Origin of the sequence: Vibrio mytili (genome assembly GCF_049563345.1) — a bacterium.
GTDB classification, from domain to species: domain Bacteria; phylum Pseudomonadota; class Gammaproteobacteria; order Enterobacterales; family Vibrionaceae; genus Vibrio; species Vibrio mytili.
In genome coordinates, this window is the sequence record NZ_CP110481.1 from 2,798,441 (window position 1) to 2,816,524 (window position 18,084).

General features: G+C 45.3%; 14 protein-coding genes, 1 rRNA gene and 1 riboswitch. Of the genes, 4 read left to right on the plus strand and 11 right to left on the minus strand.

Features of this window, described 5'->3' with window-relative positions; translation table 11 throughout:
• Nucleotides 1-277 precede the first annotated feature (277 nt).
• A 16S ribosomal RNA gene (locus ONE56_RS12905) occupies nucleotides 278-1,830 on the minus strand.
• 590 nt (nucleotides 1,831-2,420) lie between these two features.
• Here ONE56_RS12905 and ONE56_RS12910 point away from each other — a divergent pair.
• Nucleotides 2,421-2,876, plus strand: a complete 456-nt coding sequence (locus ONE56_RS12910) for an RNA recognition motif domain-containing protein (RefSeq protein ID WP_423839970.1) — start codon at nucleotides 2,421-2,423, stop codon at nucleotides 2,874-2,876.
• On the opposite strand, the gene murI is transcribed toward ONE56_RS12910, so the two are convergent.
• The 3 genes from murI to btuB form a co-directional block, all read right to left on the minus strand.
• Nucleotides 2,839-3,645: a glutamate racemase gene (gene murI / locus ONE56_RS12915; RefSeq protein ID WP_041155296.1), complete on the minus strand. Its 807-nt coding sequence runs from the start codon at nucleotides 3,643-3,645 to the stop codon at nucleotides 2,839-2,841. The two genes, ONE56_RS12910 and murI, sit on opposite strands and share 38 nt — an antisense overlap.
• A gap of 9 nt (nucleotides 3,646-3,654) precedes the next feature.
• Entirely contained in the window at nucleotides 3,655-4,380 is a 726-nt protein-coding gene (locus ONE56_RS12920; RefSeq protein WP_423839971.1) for an ATPase, read from the minus strand.
• A 64-nt stretch (nucleotides 4,381-4,444) separates the two neighbouring features.
• Nucleotides 4,445-6,280 (minus strand): TonB-dependent vitamin B12 receptor, encoded by a 1,836-nt coding sequence (btuB, locus tag ONE56_RS12925; protein WP_423839972.1) that lies wholly within the window; start codon nucleotides 6,278-6,280, stop codon nucleotides 4,445-4,447.
• 64 nt (nucleotides 6,281-6,344) lie between these two features.
• A riboswitch (cobalamin riboswitch) is annotated at nucleotides 6,345-6,548 on the minus strand.
• 185 nt (nucleotides 6,549-6,733) lie between these two features.
• Here btuB and trmA point away from each other — a divergent pair.
• Nucleotides 6,734-7,843: a tRNA (uridine(54)-C5)-methyltransferase TrmA gene (trmA, locus tag ONE56_RS12930; protein ID WP_423839973.1), complete on the plus strand. Its 1,110-nt coding sequence runs from the start codon at nucleotides 6,734-6,736 to the stop codon at nucleotides 7,841-7,843.
• Nucleotides 7,844-7,907: 64 nt separating this feature from the next.
• Here trmA and ONE56_RS12935 read toward each other — a convergent pair whose 3' ends face one another.
• Both ONE56_RS12935 and fabR read right to left on the minus strand, forming a co-directional pair.
• Nucleotides 7,908-8,279, minus strand: a complete 372-nt coding sequence (locus ONE56_RS12935; RefSeq protein WP_041155292.1) for a YijD family membrane protein — start codon at nucleotides 8,277-8,279, stop codon at nucleotides 7,908-7,910.
• Nucleotides 8,279-8,920 (minus strand): HTH-type transcriptional repressor FabR, encoded by a 642-nt coding sequence (fabR, locus tag ONE56_RS12940; protein ID WP_041155291.1) that lies wholly within the window; start codon nucleotides 8,918-8,920, stop codon nucleotides 8,279-8,281. The genes ONE56_RS12935 and fabR overlap by 1 nt, the downstream gene beginning before the upstream one ends.
• A gap of 262 nt (nucleotides 8,921-9,182) precedes the next feature.
• Between fabR and sthA the strand changes: the two genes are divergently transcribed.
• On the plus strand, nucleotides 9,183-10,613 hold the full coding sequence (gene sthA / locus ONE56_RS12945; RefSeq protein WP_084735744.1) for a Si-specific NAD(P)(+) transhydrogenase: 1,431 nt from the start codon (nucleotides 9,183-9,185) through the stop codon (nucleotides 10,611-10,613).
• Nucleotides 10,614-10,678: 65 nt separating this feature from the next.
• Here sthA and dinF read toward each other — a convergent pair whose 3' ends face one another.
• The 3 genes from dinF to lexA all read right to left on the minus strand — a co-directional run bounded on the left by dinF (nucleotide 10,679) and on the right by lexA (nucleotide 13,686).
• Nucleotides 10,679-12,022 carry an MATE family efflux transporter DinF gene (gene dinF, locus ONE56_RS12950; RefSeq protein WP_423839974.1) on the minus strand — a complete coding sequence of 448 codons (1,344 nt, stop codon included), beginning with the start codon at nucleotides 12,020-12,022 and terminating at the stop codon, nucleotides 10,679-10,681.
• A 56-nt stretch (nucleotides 12,023-12,078) separates the two neighbouring features.
• Complete coding sequence (locus tag ONE56_RS12955; protein ID WP_415679542.1) at nucleotides 12,079-12,873, minus strand: class I SAM-dependent methyltransferase; 795 nt, start codon at nucleotides 12,871-12,873, stop codon at nucleotides 12,079-12,081.
• A gap of 192 nt (nucleotides 12,874-13,065) precedes the next feature.
• Nucleotides 13,066-13,686, minus strand: a complete 621-nt coding sequence (gene lexA, locus ONE56_RS12960; RefSeq protein ID WP_423839975.1) for a transcriptional repressor LexA — start codon at nucleotides 13,684-13,686, stop codon at nucleotides 13,066-13,068.
• A gap of 386 nt (nucleotides 13,687-14,072) precedes the next feature.
• Between lexA and plsB the strand changes: the two genes are divergently transcribed.
• The gene (plsB, locus tag ONE56_RS12965) at nucleotides 14,073-16,505 is read left to right on the plus strand and encodes a glycerol-3-phosphate 1-O-acyltransferase PlsB (protein ID WP_041155299.1); all 2,433 of its coding nucleotides are present in this window, start codon (nucleotides 14,073-14,075) and stop codon (nucleotides 16,503-16,505) included.
• A gap of 68 nt (nucleotides 16,506-16,573) precedes the next feature.
• Here plsB and ubiA read toward each other — a convergent pair whose 3' ends face one another.
• Both ubiA and ONE56_RS12975 read right to left on the minus strand, forming a co-directional pair.
• The gene (gene ubiA, locus ONE56_RS12970; protein WP_331439221.1) at nucleotides 16,574-17,428 is read right to left on the minus strand and encodes a 4-hydroxybenzoate octaprenyltransferase; all 855 of its coding nucleotides are present in this window, start codon (nucleotides 17,426-17,428) and stop codon (nucleotides 16,574-16,576) included.
• Nucleotides 17,429-17,968: a chorismate lyase gene (locus tag ONE56_RS12975; RefSeq protein WP_423839976.1), complete on the minus strand. Its 540-nt coding sequence runs from the start codon at nucleotides 17,966-17,968 to the stop codon at nucleotides 17,429-17,431. It abuts the gene before it with no gap.
• Nucleotides 17,969-18,084 lie beyond the last annotated feature (116 nt).

Consider the following 18,084-nt stretch of genomic DNA (forward strand, 5'->3'; position numbering starts at 1 on the left):
ACGTTAAACAACCAAAGTTTGTCTCTCATTATTTGAATGAGCGAGAGACATTTCGATTTTGCCGGACTCAAATATGAACAACATCTAAAGATGTTATTCCCAAGAACACTTGAATGTGTTTTTAGTTGTATTCCCTTAGGAATACTTTGAGAACTTTACAAACAACAATAAATTGTTGTTTTGTCAGCTTTCCAAATTGTTAAAGAGCATAGTTAGCCCCAAGCTTGCGCTTGTGAACTATCAATCTGTGTGGACACTCATCACGATAATCATCGTATAAGGAGGTGATCCAGCGCCAGGTTCCCCTAGCGCTACCTTGTTACGACTTCACCCCAGTCATGAACCACAAAGTGGTAAGCGTCCCCCCGAAGGTTAAACTACCTACTTCTTTTGCAGCCCACTCCCATGGTGTGACGGGCGGTGTGTACAAGGCCCGGGAACGTATTCACCGTGGCATTCTGATCCACGATTACTAGCGATTCCGACTTCATGGAGTCGAGTTGCAGACTCCAATCCGGACTACGACGCACTTTTTGGGATTCGCTCACTCTCGCAAGTTGGCTGCCCTCTGTATGCGCCATTGTAGCACGTGTGTAGCCCTACTCGTAAGGGCCATGATGACTTGACGTCGTCCCCACCTTCCTCCGGTTTATCACCGGCAGTCTCCCTGGAGTTCCCGACATGACTCGCTGGCAAACAAGGATAAGGGTTGCGCTCGTTGCGGGACTTAACCCAACATTTCACAACACGAGCTGACGACAGCCATGCAGCACCTGTCTCAGAGTTCCCGAAGGCACCAATCCATCTCTGGAAAGTTCTCTGGATGTCAAGAGTAGGTAAGGTTCTTCGCGTTGCATCGAATTAAACCACATGCTCCACCGCTTGTGCGGGCCCCCGTCAATTCATTTGAGTTTTAATCTTGCGACCGTACTCCCCAGGCGGTCTACTTAACGCGTTAGCTCCGAAAGCCACGGCTCAAGGCCACAACCTCCAAGTAGACATCGTTTACGGCGTGGACTACCAGGGTATCTAATCCTGTTTGCTCCCCACGCTTTCGCATCTGAGTGTCAGTATCTGTCCAGGGGGCCGCCTTCGCCACCGGTATTCCTTCAGATCTCTACGCATTTCACCGCTACACCTGAAATTCTACCCCCCTCTACAGTACTCTAGTCTGCCAGTTTCAAATGCTATTCCGAGGTTGAGCCCCGGGCTTTCACATCTGACTTAACAAACCACCTGCATGCGCTTTACGCCCAGTAATTCCGATTAACGCTCGCACCCTCCGTATTACCGCGGCTGCTGGCACGGAGTTAGCCGGTGCTTCTTCTGCAGCTAACGTCAAAGATATGCGCTATTAACACACACCCCTTCCTCACTGCTGAAAGTACTTTACAACCCGAAGGCCTTCTTCATACACGCGGCATGGCTGCATCAGGCTTGCGCCCATTGTGCAATATTCCCCACTGCTGCCTCCCGTAGGAGTCTGGACCGTGTCTCAGTTCCAGTGTGGCTGATCATCCTCTCAGACCAGCTAGGGATCGTCGCCTTGGTGAGCCCTTACCTCACCAACTAGCTAATCCCACCTAGGCATATCCTGACGCGAGAGGCCCGAAGGTCCCCCTCTTTGGCCCGAAGGCATCATGCGGTATTAGCCATCGTTTCCAATGGTTATCCCCCACATCAGGGCAATTTCCTAGGCATTACTCACCCGTCCGCCGCTCGACGCCGTTCACGTCCCCCGAAGGTTCAGTTAACTCGTTTCCGCTCGACTTGCATGTGTTAGGCCTGCCGCCAGCGTTCAATCTGAGCCATGATCAAACTCTTCAATTTAAAGTTTTGTTCGGCTCAATGAATACTGACTTCAAAACTACTAATGTAATTTTAAAGCTATTATCGTTCCAACAGAACGATAATGAATTGACTGTGCTGAATCCGAAGATTCAATGGTCACTTCGTATCATTGAAACCTAATTTGAAACCGAAGTTTCTAATTGGATTATCATCAACGAGTGCCCACACAGATTGATAGGTTCTTATTTTTAAAGAGCTATTCTGACTTACTCGATGCTTTCGCATCTCGCTGTCAGGGGTGCGTATCTTACGCTTCCCGTTTTAAGAGTCAAGGTTTATTTTAAATAATCTTTTTCTCTCATTCCGACTCGCTATGTGACTCTCGTCTCACTCCGTGTCGGTGATGCGGCATTATAGGGAGATGCGTTAAGAGAGCAACTCTTTTTTTATAAAACCAGCTCAACCGGTCACTAATCAACCAAAAGAAGAGAAATAGCATATTTCTTCAACACATTTGAGACATATCACAGCAATTGGTTGGAAAAACGCCAACCATAGACGTAAGATTCATGTGTCTATTCTGTTAAATAGACACACTTTTTCTTTATCATCTATGTGTAGTAATCAAAATGACTTCAAATAAAAATCTGATCTTATGCTCCGGATTAGCGGTAATTGGAGGAGTAGTCTTCTCTCAATGGGCCATTCATCCTGCATTGAGCTTTATCATCGGTGTTGCCGCTACTGCTTTTCTATTTTCATTTTCTGGCCAAGCACCCATCACCCAATCTAACGACAACGATCCATCAACGAAGACCTTGTATGTTGGCAATCTCCCTTACAAAGCAAACGAGAGTCACGTCCGTGATCTGTTTTCAGAGTATGGTCAAGTCTATGCTGTCCGCTTAATGAAAGACAAACGCACGGGTAAACGGAGGGGCTTTGGTTTTGTGGTAATGGCAGCTTCAGATGTTAAACCAGCCATCTCCAGTTTAAATGAAAAGGAATATATGGAAAGGACATTGAAGGTTCGTATTGCCAACGATCCTAAACATCCGGACAACGGAAAATTTGAACAGGACTAAATCCCAACGTCGTTAAACAACGATTCAGTGCATCTTCTTGCCAAGGAGATGCACTGGCATAAATCGACTTCGTCCCCTCACTTTTCTTCTCTCCAACAGAATCCTCAAAGAGTAATGTTTTGACTCTACGCGCGATTGCCGCTCCCGAATCAACGAGTGTCACTTCACCACCCAACGCTTTGTGAATTTCTTCTTTAATCAAAGGAAAGTGCGTGCAGCCGAGCACAGCGACATCAACTTTATCTTTCAGCGGCAGGAGAATATGCTCTAACTCGTTGAGCGAAACACATTTACCCCGTAATTTCTCTTCTGCCATATCAACCAACCGAGTCGAACCCAAAAGCTCGACGGGCTTGCCCTGAGCAAAATCCCGAATCAATTCGTGGGTATATTGGCGTGTAACTGTCGCCGGTGTTGCAATAAGGCCGACCCCTTTTGATGCTAAAAGAGAAGCTGGTTTAATCGCAGGAACAACACCAACGACTGGAATCGATAAGCTCTCACGCAAAGAAGGAAGCACTATGGTACTTGCCGTATTACAGGCGATGACCACTATGTCTGCTTGATGCTCTTTCGCCAATGTAGCCACAAGCTTATTAACGCGAGTGATCAGCACATCCTGTTCTAGCTCACCATATGGATAAGCTTCGTTGTCAAATAGATACAAGTAATCCATGTGTGGTAACAATCGGTGTATTTCTTGGAATACGGATAAACCACCAACGCCAGAGTCAAATACTAGAACTTTTTTCTTACTTGCTACTCGCACGAGCTTTACCTACAGAATAGAAACGTTGCGATCATACTGCTTAGATTTGTTTTGGCAATGTTTTGGCAATGTTTTGGCATGGTATCTTTGATGACTAAACCGCTCTCCAGTTTCTACATTAAGCGTTATCAGCTCGATATGTCCTTGAAAAGATGGCGCAGATGTGACCAATGTATGGAATTCCCCATTCTCACCACAAGGGTCAACATTTCTCGGTAATGAATCAATGAGTGATTTGTCATACCAACGACCACACCAATCCGACTCCAGAATATTACCATCGGTGGTAATTAGCATCGTTTGAATACCACGTTCGATGATTTCGAGAGCCAATGTTTTACTTTCTTCGCCTAATAAGGGGAATACGCACTCCCAGCCAGCTGGCTCGATATAACTGCGTCGATAATCAGCAATGCCATTGCAAAACATGTCGCCAAACGCGACCGCTTCCACATTCAACCCACTGTTTTGTAATCCGTTGACGATAGTCGATTGATAAATGTCGTTGCTCGGGAAGGTTTCAGGAAGCTCGATCGTGATCAATGGAAGACCAAGTAAGTCCGCTTGCATTTCTACCACTTCAAGTGGCGTAGCTTGAAAGGGAACCTCACTACCAACGTAAGTCGTGTAGAGGCCGACAACTTGATAGTTTGGGTCTTCTTTCAACCTTTCTAGCGTCAATGTGGAATCTTTTCCGCTCGACCAACTGATGACTACGCGTTTAAGTTTACTCATGATAATTCCATTTAACTCGTAAAAACAAAAACCGCCCGGAGGCGGTTTAATGCTCAGCTAACAATTAGAATTGGTAACCAACACTGAGATAATAAGCTCGCTCTGCTGCTGGATAACCTAACGCTGTTTCATATTCTTCGTCCAATAAGTTATCTACACGCGCACTAATGGTCGTGGACTCATTTGGATAGTAACTTATCGCCGTATCGATCAATGAGTAAGAAGATAGGTAGACATCTTGAGATGGCCATGAGTTGTAGTCAACATCGGGGCGTTTACCGATATATTGATAGCTGATGCTCCAATCGACTTGATCAAAATTCACCAACGCGTTCCACTTATACATTTCCTTCGCACGGCGCTGAAGTTGGTGTCCCTGATCATCTTCTGCATCTTTGTAATCTGCGCTTAATTGATGCTGAACTATTCCAGTATCAAACTCAGCAACTAATTCAACGCCTTGAATATGCGTTTCCCCATCGACATTCATGTATTTATACGTTGTTGGATGATAATCGATAAGATTAGTGATCTTGTAGTCGTAACCTGTTAACGACCAGAATACACCTTGGACATCACCGCTAAAGCTGATCTCCCATGCATCAGACTCTTCAGGCTTTAGATTTTTCTCTCCATAGGTTGGGTCATATTGCTGATAAAGGTTCGGAGCTTTAAAAGCAGTACCAAAAGAGGCCTTCGCACCAAGCTCTGGAATAAACTGGTATCCTGCCCCTAAGCTGTAGGTGAACTCACTGCCATACTCTTCATTGTCATCAACACGAGCACTACCTTCTAACGTCGCTTTATCTATACTTGTCGTGACCAACCCAAACACGGCGCCATTGGTGCGATCAAAAGTTTTATTCGCATTCTTATCTAGATACGACTCATTACGCCAATCAACACCGCCAGCAAGAGTAGTATTGCTGTTTAACAAGTAACTATTTGTCCATTGAACATTTTGCTGCTCTAACTCGTCCTCTCGGCCTGAATGTTTACCAGCAGACTTCTCATAGTCCCATGATTTTTGCTTCTGAGCTGTCACTTGCAGTTCTGATATCAAGTTGCCCGAGTGGTATTTCCCTCCCACCGTAGCAGAAAAATCATCTTTTTCAGCCTCATAATATGCACGACTACCATAACTGTTGTCGTATTGGTACACATTTTCGTAGGCACGAAAGTTACCAAACGCTGACCACTGATCATCAAAATTATGTACGTAGCCAATCAAACCATTCTTTGTTTCAAAACCATGGCGATCACCATCGTTAACACCAGCAACGGGACGAACATTGTAGCCATCATCACTTTCAGTGCCTAAAGCTAGATTCACCTGCCCGCTCTCTCCGACTTTAATACCAGACGCGACACTTAACTCCTGATAATCAAGACTGCCTAAGCCTGCACTCAGCTTGGTGCTTTCGTCCTCGGCGCGCGCCACTGTAATGATATTAATAACACCACCGATAGCTTCTGAGCCATAAAGGGATGCGCGCGCTCCACGTACGTACTCAATACGTTGGACATAAGTTAATGGGATTTGATTAAAATCCACTGCGCCTTTCGCAGCACGAGCAAAACGGACGCCATCTACCAGCACCAGCACTTGGTCTGAACTCGTTCCACGAACAAACAGAGAGGCGAGTTGACCACGACCACCATTTTGGGTGACTTGGATACCCGTAAGGCGACGCAGTACATCAGGTAGAGTCTTTGCTTGAATGCGCTCAATATCTTGACGTGTAACAACTTCAACATCAGCAAGAGTATTACTTTGTGCTTGCTCAAATCGATTCGCTGTCACTATCATCGTTTCGTCAGCGGAAATTTCTTGGGCCTGTAGAGAAGACACAGGTAAAAGCAGCGATGCCAGAGTGATCGCCAGTGCAGATTTTTTCATTATGTTGTCCTAAGTCGCGTAATTCCTTCGAGCCCTGCCCTTAGTCAGTAATTGGCATTCTAGTGTCATGGCTCGCTTACTGGCAGGTATTCGGACTTAAGAGCAAAATAATCATGTTTCCTACTCACTCGACTTCCCACATAAACTCATGCAGTGTCTTATTGAGCTTTCGTTCTCTTTTACCGCTGCGCGTCAGTTCTGGACTTTCACCAGATTCCCTTTTCAGCCGTCTAGATTTCTAAACAGCACCAGCTTGAGGCAGATACTATTCAGCAATCGATTATTTGTCCAGTCTATATTGATGGTGAGTATTGAAATGAATGATGCAATTTTCCATTCAATTTAGCTTGTACATACGATGTTTCGGACAATTCAGGCACAAAACTGGACATAACGTAGAGATTGACTAAAATCTGCGCTCTTAAATTGAATGCACCACACAAAGGTAAGAACATGGCTACTCTTGATGTCAATCCACAACGCTACCCAGAACAACTGGCTGAAAAAGTCGAACGTCTCACTGATATGTTCGCGCCGTACAATGTGCCAGAACTGGAAGTGTTTGAATCACCAGAGCAGCATTACCGTATGCGTGCTGAGTTTCGCGTATGGCATGAGGGGGATGACCTCTACTACATCATGTTCAACCAAGAAACTCGTGAAAAATACCGTGTGGACCAATTCCCAGCGGCCAGCCGTCTGATTAACGACTTAATGCCACTGTTAATTGATGCAATGAAAGACAATGACTCACTGCGCCGTAAACTGTTCCAAGTGGATTTCCTATCAACACTAAGTGGTGAGATCCTGGTTTCGCTGCTTTACCACCGCCAGCTTGATGATGAATGGATTGAAAACGCGAAAGCACTGAAACAACGTCTAAATGATGAAGGTTTTAACCTAAACATCATTGGGCGTGCACGTAAGATGAAAATCGTCCTAGATCGTGACTACGTAATTGAGAAGCTAGACGTGAATGGCCAAAGCTACATATACCAACAAGTCGAAAACAGCTTCACACAGCCAAACGGTAAAGTGGCAGAAAAGATGCTGGAATGGGCCGTTGATTGTACTCAAGAGAGCACAGGCGACCTACTAGAACTTTACTGTGGTAACGGTAACTTCTCTCTGGCGCTAGCACAAAACTTTGACCGTGTTCTGGCAACAGAACTGGCGAAGCCTTCTGTGGTATCTGCGCAATACAATATCACCGCAAACGAGATTAAGAACGTGCAGATCCTACGCCTATCTGCAGAAGAGTTTACGCAAGCAATCGAAGGTAAACGTGAATTCCGTCGTCTACAAGATGCAGGTGTGAACCTGAAGAGCTACAACTGCAACACCATCTTTGTCGATCCACCACGCTCAGGTATGGATGTCGATACATGCAAAATGGTTCAAGGTTACGAGCGCATCATGTACATCTCGTGTAACCCAGAAACACTCAAAGAGAATTTAGATATTTTGAGCGAAACACACCATATCACTCGTTTTGCTTTGTTTGACCAATTCCCTTATACCCACCATATGGAAGCGGGTGTTTTACTAGAACGTAAAGCATAAGCCACCAGCGTCAGGCATAAAAAAAGCGAGCTGTATTTAGCTCGCTTTTTACATCATGCTGAATTTACTCTGCTTCTGGAGAAGCTTTCTTCTCCATAAAGCCAAGCTTCTTACCAATCCATGCAAGCAAAACCATCGAGACTAATATGGCAAAGAAGTTGGAGCCTGCTTCTGGGTACTGCGCCTTAACAAAAGCGGAGTGGCCGAACGCCCCAACAAAGAAACATGCCAAGCCAACCAAAGGGATGTCCTCTGATACTGGATTGTTCAAATATTCTTGGTAAAGCGCCTGTACTGCTAGCACAAGCGCAATCAGTGGAAAAATGGAGAACGACACTTCACTCATGGTCAACCATGACAATAAAGCATCACCACAAACACCGGCAACCACAGCTAAAATCAGCGTTTTCTTTTCAGATTTATTTCCATTCGTCATTACTCTATTCCGCCCTTCAATCGGTTACGTTCACGTTCTTTGCGATACCAAAAAGCACCTTTGGCTATCATTCGCAACTGCATGATCAATCGCTCGGCAAGTTCATCGCGCTCACGTCGATCTAAATCTAAAGCTTCAGCTCCCGAACTAAAAACCAAAGTCACCGACGCTTCTGCTTGAGTAAACGCCTCTTCTTTGGTTGTTCCGGTACTCATCAAATATTCGGTTAATTCTGCTGCAAAATGTTGTATCTCTCGAGCAACTGCGGTACGAAATTCAGAAGAGGTACCAGAACGCTCACGCAGTAATAGGCGAAAAACGTTAGGGCTACTCTCAATGAACTCCATAAAGGTTTCAACCGAAGTGCGTATCACACTGCCTTCTTTGACTATACGTTGACGCGCTTGCCGCATCAACTGTCTCAGCAACAACCCACCTTCATCAACCATGGTCAGGCCTAGCTCATCCATATCTTTGAAGTGGCGATAAAAAGAAGTAGGAGCAATACCCGCTTCTCGGGCAACCTCGCGTAAACTGAGGTTAGAGAAACTGCGATCCGCACTAAGTTGGTTAAAGGCCGCATCAATTAATGATCGACGTGTTTTTTCTTTTTGCTGTGCGCGGATTCCCATCGACTTCATTCTTAAACTGCTCATTGATTCTATTAAGTGAGAAGGCCTAAATATAACGCATATCCTCACCGCATATAAAGCGACGTTATTCGTCGACAGACCTACATAACGTTACTACTGGCATGCCTCTGATTGCAATCGAATCACATCAATTTATAGACATTCAACGTCGCAATTAGTTCTTTCAAAGAATTCTACGTGATCACATCCACTCTCTCACTGCTGCAGCATGTTCCCACTTCCATTAATGAGTTAACATTGCGCTAAAGCAATGTTAAGTATTTATAACAAGGAAGGCATCATGGCGGATGTTAATCACTATGACGTGATCGTAATTGGTAGTGGCCCTGGCGGAGAAGGGGCGGCAATGGGATTAACTAAAGCGGGACTGAACGTCGCCATCGTTGAAAAGGAAAGCAGCGTCGGTGGTGGATGCACCCACTGGGGAACCATACCATCCAAAGCACTTCGCCATGCTGTTAGTCGCATTATTGAGTTCAATAGCAACCCTCTTTTTTGTGGTAATAACACCAGCCTGCATGCGACATTTTCTGACATTCTAGGTCATGCAAAGTCCGTCACCGACAAGCAAACGCGCCTGCGTCAAGGTTTCTACGACCGCAATCAATGCACGCTACTTTTTGGTACGGCCCGCTTTATCGACAATTACTCTATTGCCGTAATGCAAAAAGACGGCACGGAAGAAGTTTATTCCGCAGACAAGTTTGTGATTGCAACAGGATCTCGTCCCTACCAACCTAACGATGTGGACTTCTTACACGAACGCATTTACGACAGCGACTCTATCCTAAGCCTGAAACATGACCCTCGTCATATCATCATTTATGGTGCGGGCGTGATTGGTTGTGAATACGCCTCGATCTTCCGTGGTCTAGGGGTCAAAACCGATTTGATTAACACCCGAGATCGCTTGCTGTCTTTCTTAGATAACGAAGTTTCTGATGCTCTGTCATACCATTTCTGGAACAGCGGCGTCGTCATTCGTAATGATGAGACTTACGAGAAAATTGAAGGTACAGAAGATGGAGTGATCATTCACTTACAGTCTGGCAAGAAAATGCGTGCTGACTGTCTACTATATGCAAACGGACGGACTGGCAACACAGACAAACTCAACCTAGGGGCTGTAGGCCTAGAATCGGACTCTCGTGGACAATTAAAGGTAAACCGCAACTACCAAACTGATGCGGAGCACATCTATGCTGTTGGAGATGTGATTGGCTACCCTAGCCTAGCAAGCGCTGCATACGACCAAGGACGCTTTGTCGCTCAAGCCATTACCAAAGGTCAGGCGGAAAATTACCTCATCGATGATATTCCAACGGGTATTTACACCATCCCAGAAATAAGCTCGGTGGGGAAGACAGAGCAAGAGCTCACCGCGGCGAAAGTGCCTTATGAAGTTGGGCGCTCTTCGTTCAAACATTTGGCAAGAGCACAGATAGCGGGTAAAGATATCGGCAGTTTGAAAATCCTGTTCCACCGTGAAACCAAAGCAATCCTTGGCATTCATTGTTTCGGTGAGCGAGCAGCAGAAATCATTCACATCGGTCAAGCAATCATGGAGCAAAAAGGCGAAGCGAACACGATTGAATATTTCGTCAATACCACGTTTAACTACCCTACCATGGCAGAAGCTTATCGTGTCGCCGCTTTAAACGGCTTGAACCGCTTGTTTTAATCTGAAAGACAACCAGCACATAAACAACAGCAGACGTTGAGTCTGCTGTTGTTTTATCTCGAAAGTTAAGCCAGAAACGTGTCCTTGCGCCACTGATAAATAAAGATCAAACCTAACCCGATACCACGCATTAGCATAAAGCTGGTCATCGCCAACCAAAGTGCGTGGTTTTCCCAACCAGAAAACAAATAGAAAACCACAAAAAAGACACTGGTCGCGACAAACATGCTGTTGCGCATATCTTTTCCCTTAGTCGCTCCCACAAATACCCCATCTAACAAAAAACACCACATAGAAACGAGGGGCATTGCGACCAACCAAGGTAAATACTCTTCAGCTTGCTGTTGAACTTGAACTATCGAGGTGATCATGGCGATCAACTGCGATCCGGCCAAACTAAATACCACCGTCAGTCCCAAACAAATAATGAAACTCCAGAAGAAAGTGCCCACCAGCGAGGCGCTCAACTGTTGCCTATCTTTGGCACCAATGGCTTTACCAACCATCGCTTCCATCGCATAGGCAAAACCATCCATCCCGTAAGAAATGATCATCAGAAAGCTCATCAACACCGCATTGGCGGCAACGACATCATCGCCAAAACTCGCGCCCTGAAAGGTCATAAAGCTAAAGGCAGCTTGCAGGCACAATGAGCGTAAGAAAATATCTCGGTTGAGTTTAACAAAGCGCCCCAACCCATTCTGGGTTTCCACGAGTAACGTTTTCGGTGATGGTAACTGCTTTTCCTGCCATGTTTTCCACACACAAACCAAGCCAAACCCCATGCCCGAATAGTCTGCGATCACGGACGCCAATGCCGCCCCTTCGACCTTCCAGCCCAAGCCCATCACAAATAAGACATCAAGCGCGATATTAATGAGGTTAGTGATGATCACCATCCACATCGGTGCTTTGGAATTCTGCGTTCCCAACAACCAACCTAATAATACAAAGTTCAAGAGCGCCGCAGGCGCACTCCAGACTCGCACAGAAAAATACTGCATGCCGTAATGTTTTACTTCAGGGCTGGCATCACTCCAGGTAAAAATCACATCAGCAATCGGATTATGAGCAATCAAAAACAACAGTGCAAAAAGCAGTGCCATCAATGTGCCTTGCATGAACACTAACGCCAATTGTTTACCATCGTCACGTCCATATGACTGGGCAGCCAGCCCTGTTGTGGACATGCGTAAAAAACCCAGCAACCAGAAAGTCACACTGATCATAGTACTGCCTAAAGCAACACCGCCTAAGTACCAAGCATGTTCGAGATGACCAATCACCGCCGCATCAACTAATCCAAGCAACGGGACGGTAATATTTGATAGCACCATAGGGATAGCCAGTGCTAACACCTGACGGTGTACCAAAGGATTAGATAAAGGAGAGAAAATGGAATTTGTCACAGGCACCTCATATTGATTAGATAGCGAGTGTACCTGAGGGATGAATAATTAAACAATCACCATTTTAAATGCACCAATATTGGAGTGAGACGATACTTCAACATCGGAATTTTGTTCAACCAACGCTGCCATATTTTCCAACGCGAACAAAATCGGTCGAATGGTGAAAACACATGTACCCACTGCGCCCAAGGTAACCACTTAAGTACTTGTTCACTCGGTGCTTCCAGCCCATGAGCATAATGATCAGAACCAAGCTTTTGTCCCCACTTACTCCCAGTCCGATCGCCAGCGAGAACCATGCACGCTTCCGCGGAAACAAAATGATGCCCTAAGGTTTGAATAAACCTCGCAATAAGCTGTTTAGGACAATCCAGCAACGCCATTTCGCATACCACCAATACTGGTGCATTGTCTGGAATATCTATTGATTCAAGCCATGACATTTCTTCCACACTGCCAATACGGTGTTGGTAGCGTTCATTGTTATGAAAAAGCCTTTGACGCCACACCAGATTTTCCGTCACGTCCAGCTCAATCCAATGACAACGTCCGTTATCTAACCGATAAAACCGAGTATCTAGGCCCGCACCAACGTTGATCACCCAAGCATCTGGATACTGCTGTAAAAAATGCGTAACTCGAGCATCACACAGTTGAGTCAAAGTGACGTGTAACAGCTGCTTTTGCGCCACATCGCCGCTGAGGCAGTCTGGCGCCATTTTACAACTTAAACAGGCTTTCGCTGCGATCGGGTCATACACTAAGCCATCATCGATCATGCTTTCACGGCTACGCAGCAATAATGGTTTCAATAGATGATTGGGGACTTGATGCTTAGGTTGAGACATGGGCACTTCCTGCGCCAATAATAAGTCATGACAATACTTAATGATAATAAATATCAATTGCATTATCAAGAGAAAGGAAGTGACAAGATTTGAGCGAAATACCAGTAGAGAATGAGTGCGTAAAAATCAAAAGCCATCAGAAAGTGAATACATAATAGCCCAGAAAAATTGGGCTATTATGGCTGACTTACATTACATCCAATCGGTATTGCGGATAATACCTACCGCTAAGCCTTCAATCGTTAAGTGTTGAGAAGTTAAATCGACTTGGATTGGGGCAAACTCTTCGTTCTCAGCATGCAACAATACTGTGGAGCCTTTACGCTCTAAACGCTTCACTGTCACATCATCATCTACGCGAGCAACAACCACTTGACCATCACGCACATCTTGAGTCTTGTGCACCGCCAGTAAGTCACCATCCATAATGCCGATATCTTTCATACTTTCACCATTTACACGGAGAAGAAAATCAGCTTGTGGTTTAAACATTCCCGGGTCGACTTGGTAATGCGCTTCTACATGTTCTTGCGCTAAAATGGGTTCACCTGCAGCAACCTGACCGATCAGAGGTAAGCCTTCATCGTCATTGGCAGCGTCTTCGAGCAGAATTCGAATCCCTCGAGATGCACCTGGAATAATCTCAATTGCTTGCTTACGCGCAAGCGCTTTTAGGTGTTCCTCTGCAGCATTTGCAGAGCGGAAGCCAAGCTCACGCGCAATCTCTGCACGAGTGGGTGGCATTCCGGTGTCATCGATTTTACTTTTAATCAAATCGAAAACTTGTTGTTGGCGTGGCGTTAACGGCTTCATGTCTCACCTGTCTTTTTATACAGTTAACTGTGAGTATATCCAGTAAATGGTCAAATGAAAACCCAATTGATTGTTTTTTAGTTTATTTGCTTTGAGTAGTGAAAGTCTGCACTCATCAAATGACAAAATTGCTTAAAACAGTCGTCTCATGCCACTAACCAAGGAACAAATGCAACCGAACACTCAATCCACAATTTAAGATTGCGCCTTATTGATGTTCAATAAAATTAAAAGGTTTGACCAGTTTCTGGTATCCTTGCCGCGCTTAAATTTTATCGCCTAGGCTTATTTCTACTGCCGTGCTTATTTTGGCTCTGAGAAGATGAGCCTTCCGGACACTGAAATAAGGTTAGGCTTGTTTGAATATCTACGAGGCTGTGAACTTTATGTCTTCTGGACAATCATTTTCACGTTCATTACTAAAACTACCGCTATCGGTATTGGTAAAGAGCACCGCAATCCCATCCAAACCGATTGATGATCTCGACATCGATCCAACGAAACCGATTGTATATGCCTTACCATTTCGTTCGAACGTGGATTTGCTGACACTGCAAAAACAAGCCATGAGCCTTGGCCTGCCGGACCCGCTCAGCCCACTGGAAATCAATGGCAAAACATTAAACCGATTCGTATTCATTGCCGCACGCCCCACCGTCGTTGGCAATGACAACCACATACCCAGTGAATCTATTTCTCTGTTTAGTGAGTTATTAGAACAGCATAACACTGACAAAGAACTTGATGTACAAATGCTGCCAGCGACCGTACTCTGGGGGCGCAAACCAGGTAAAGAAGAGCATCACAAACCCTACCTACAACCGATGAACGGTCCAAAAAAAGCCAAAGCTGTCATGCTGGCTGGTCGTGATTGTTTGGTGCGTTTTAGCCCCGTGGTGTCACTGCGCTATATGGCCGATTCTCATGGTACAGACAATGCAATCGCGCACAAACTTGCTCGTGTCGCTCGTATCCATTTTTCGCGTCAAAAACTAGCGGCATCGGGACCAAACTTGCCACAGCGACAAGTTTTATTTGCACGCCTACTAAAATCACCCGCAATTGAACTCGCCATCGCAGATACAGCAAAAAGCAAAAACATTTCCATCGATAAAGCACGTAAAGAAGCCCATGACATCATGGATGAAATCGCGGCTGATTTTTCTTACAGCCTAGTCAAAAACGGCGACCGTGTACTTGGCTGGTTGTGGAACAAGCTCTACCAAGGTTTGCACATCAATAATGCATCAACGGTACGTCGCTTGGCACAAGATGGTCACGAAATTGTTTACGTGCCTTGCCATCGCAGCCACATGGATTACTTACTGCTTTCCTACGTTTTATATAATGAAGGCATGGTGCCTCCGCATATTGCCGCAGGGATAAATCTGAACTTTTTCCCTGCAGGACCAATTTTCCGTCGCGGGGGAGCCTTCTTTATTCGCCGTAGCTTTAAAGGCAACAAACTGTACTCAACCATATTCCGTGAATACTTGGCAGAGTTGTTTGCTAAAGGTTATTCGGTTGAATATTTTAGTGAAGGGGGGCGTTCGCGCACAGGTCGTTTACTGCCCGCGAAAACTGGCATGCTCGCCATGACCATTCAAGCGATGCTGCGCGGCCTTAACCGGCCAGTAACGTTAGTGCCCGTTTACATTGGGTATGAACACGTCATGGAAGTAAGTACTTACGCTAAAGAACTGCGCGGTAAACGTAAAGAAAAAGAAAATGCAGGGCTGGTACTGCGCACGTTGCGTAAACTACGCAACTTTGGCTTGGGCTACGTGAACTTTGGTGAGCCGATTCAGCTCAATCAGTATCTTAACGAAAACGCGCCAGAATGGACCAAAGACATCAACCCGATGGGCAGCAATAAACCACAATGGATGAATCCTGTGGTTAACCAGCTTGCGGATAAGATGATGACGCACATTAACGATGCAGCAGCAGCGAACGCTCTCACTTTATGTGCAACCGCACTCCTTTCATCTCGTCAACGGGCTCTATCTCGTGACTCTTTGATTCAGCAAATCGAATGCTATTTAAAACTACTTAAGAACAACCCGTACTCAAGCACCTCTACTATTCCGAACGAAAGTGCGGAAGAGCTCGTTGAGCACGCGCTGTCACTTGACAAGTTTGTTACCGAAACCGATAGCATGGGCGATATTATTTCTTTAGACCGTAGTCAGTCGATTCTAATGACTTATTACCGCAATAATATAATCCATCTGTTTGCGATACCGTCTTTGATTGCCCAAATGATTGTACGCCAGCGAAACCTCTCGGTGGAAGACGTCCAGGAACACGTTGCATTGGCTTATCCGTTTTTACAAAAAGAGCTTTTCTTAAGCTATCAAGTTGACGACTTGAATGCGCTGGTTGTAAAAACGCTTCACGAGTTCGCAGATCAGAAAATGATTTGTCTGGAAGGCAACAGAATGGAGATCAATCAATCAAATATCCTGCCACTTGTCTTGCTAGGTAGAACCATCAGCGAAACATTACAACGCTACGCGATTACAATGAACCTTTTAGTTGCTTACCCTGAACTGGGCAAGTCCGATCTGGAACAGAAAAGCCAAGACATCGCTCAGCGCCTAGGCCGTTTACACGGTATTAATGCGCCAGAGTTCTTCGACAAAGCCGTGTTCAGTTCGATGTTCAATACGTTGAAACAGCAAGCGTACTTAGACAACGATGGCAACTGTGATGGTCAAAAAACACAGTACTTCGCTAGCTTGCTCTATTCCTTACTCTATCCAGAAGTGAAGCTGACCATCGAGGCAAGTATTTACCAGTTGCAAGAGAAAGACTGAGTCAATGACTCATACAGAAAAGGCATCCTCATATGGATGCCTTTTTATTTTTACTCTTATAACGCAGTTTACCAAAATGCGATTAATAGACCGACAGCAATGATCATTCCCACATAGTTATTATTGAGGAAAGCTTTAAAACATAGGTCGCGCTCTCGATGACGAATCAAGTGTTGTTGATACACAAACAAAGATGCCGCAAGAAGAATCATCCAGTAGTAACTCTGCCCTAACTGATAAAACTGCCCCAACCCAACCAGCATCGCTAGGGTCACCAGTTGCAAAATGCCAATAATCAGCTTGTCGTGGCGACCAAATAGAATGGCCGTCGACTTAATGCCTATTTTTAAGTCATCATCGCGATCCACCATCGCATACTGAGTATCGTAAGCGACTGTCCATAACGCGTTGATTAAAAATACAAACCATACAATGAGAGGCAACTCCCCGGTCTGCGCCGCCCACGCCATAGGAATAGCCCAACTAAAAGCAAGACCTAAAAACAACTGAGGAATATGGGTATAGCGCTTCATAAAAGGGTAGATAAAGGCCAGAACAATACCAGCAAATGACAGCTGTACGGTAAGCGGATTCATGGTAAGCACTAATAAAAATGAGCTCATGGCCAAAACAACAAACAGTCCTATCGCCTCTTTCGCCGTGACTTTACCAGATGGCAGAGGGCGCTGTTTGGTGCGCTTTACATGACCGTCGACCTTGCGATCGGCAAAGTCATTGATCACGCAACCCGCGCTACGCATTAAAAAAACCCCTAAAACAAACACAACTAGGACATTCCAATTCGGCATACCCTGAGCCGAAATAACCAGAGCCCAAATGGTTGGCCACATCAGTAGCAGTGAGCCTATCGGGCGATCCATTCTCATCAGTTGCCAATAGGCTTTCACTTTATCAGCAGACATTTACACCGTCTCCTTCACGTAAATAGGAGCATTAGATAAAAATAACTCTGCGACTAACATCGGTTTATGATTCATCCATAATCTTGACCGCCTTGCTAACAATCGACCTTGTGGTAACACCACCCAGCCAATTTCAAGTGAGTCTCGTTCTACATTATTCGCACTGAATACCGTTAATCCCAAAGGAATGTCACCTTGCTGAGCTAAGTCATAGGGCTGATCCACCAAAGTCGTGCATGGGATCAGCGTGCGTCCGATCACCCACTCCTCACTATCACCACGTAATATGACCTCTCTTAACAAGCAATCCTGTTCAGACAATAGCTGACTTTCATCTTGTTTAAGTGTCCTGGCAGTGACAATCTGATTTTGTAAGAGCTCCACAGTGAGCTCTTGGCAGTGCTGTTGTAAACGGCGCGACAAAGATCCTTGTTCCTCTAGCCAATGCTTGGCTGATTCGCTCGGAAATTCAAATTGTTCGGGCTTAAACCATTTAACTTCTAACAAAGAAGCGAAATAGCGTGATGTTGGCTGATTCATACTAGTATTCAATTGGAAGCTTTACACGTACAATAAAGCGACAACTTATCGTCTTGTTGAAAGCGTAAGTACCGTTATGTGTTTTAGTCGCTCTATTGTATCAAGACTGAAGCGAT

What these genes read in the sequence shown, in the direction of transcription:
- sthA (WP_084735744.1), top strand. Translation starts at nt 9,183, where the DNA reads ATGTTAAGTATTTATAACAAGGAAGGCATCATGGCGGATGTTAATCAC.
- ONE56_RS12920 (WP_423839971.1), bottom strand. Translation starts at nt 4,380, where the DNA reads ATGAGTAAACTTAAACGCGTAGTCATCAGTTGGTCGAGCGGAAAAGAT.
- ONE56_RS12935 (WP_041155292.1), bottom strand. Translation starts at nt 8,279, where the DNA reads ATGACGAATGGAAATAAATCTGAAAAGAAAACGCTGATTTTAGCTGTG.
- ONE56_RS12910 (WP_423839970.1), top strand. Translation starts at nt 2,421, where the DNA reads ATGACTTCAAATAAAAATCTGATCTTATGCTCCGGATTAGCGGTAATT.
- lexA (WP_423839975.1), bottom strand. Translation starts at nt 13,686, where the DNA reads ATGAAGCCGTTAACGCCACGCCAACAACAAGTTTTCGATTTGATTAAA.
- btuB (WP_423839972.1), bottom strand. Translation starts at nt 6,280, where the DNA reads ATGAAAAAATCTGCACTGGCGATCACTCTGGCATCGCTGCTTTTACCT.
- ONE56_RS12955 (WP_415679542.1), bottom strand. Translation starts at nt 12,873, where the DNA reads ATGTCTCAACCTAAGCATCAAGTCCCCAATCATCTATTGAAACCATTA.
- ONE56_RS12975 (WP_423839976.1), bottom strand. Translation starts at nt 17,968, where the DNA reads ATGAATCAGCCAACATCACGCTATTTCGCTTCTTTGTTAGAAGTTAAA.
- plsB (WP_041155299.1), top strand. Translation starts at nt 14,073, where the DNA reads ATGTCTTCTGGACAATCATTTTCACGTTCATTACTAAAACTACCGCTA.
- fabR (WP_041155291.1), bottom strand. Translation starts at nt 8,920, where the DNA reads ATGAAGTCGATGGGAATCCGCGCACAGCAAAAAGAAAAAACACGTCGA.
- ubiA (WP_331439221.1), bottom strand. Translation starts at nt 17,428, where the DNA reads ATGTCTGCTGATAAAGTGAAAGCCTATTGGCAACTGATGAGAATGGAT.
- trmA (WP_423839973.1), top strand. Translation starts at nt 6,734, where the DNA reads ATGGCTACTCTTGATGTCAATCCACAACGCTACCCAGAACAACTGGCT.